This is a genomic window from Peribacillus sp. SIMBA_075 (assembly GCF_046534585.1).
Map to the genome: position 1 here is coordinate 1 of NZ_JAWRYN010001600.1, position 236 is coordinate 236.

The following is a 236-nucleotide window of genomic DNA, read 5'->3' on the forward strand; positions in this document are numbered from 1 at the left end:
CCTAACCAGAACGACAAATTCAGCGATCACTATATAGAAGAAACGTACGACCTGACGAACGTGATGTTCATCACGACAGCGAACAGCCTAGATACGATTCCTCGCCCGCTATTGGACCGGATGGAGGTCATCTCGATCTCTGGCTACACCGAGCTGGAAAAGCTGAATATTTTGCGCGGATATCTTTTGCCTAAGCAAATGGAGGATCATGGACTGGGTAAAGATAAGCTGCAAAT

1 pseudogene is annotated in these 236 nt (G+C 47.0%); it reads left to right on the forward strand.

What is annotated here, in order from left to right:
• Positions 1-236, forward strand: a pseudogene (locus SB775_RS33830) (endopeptidase La); the annotation flags it as partial.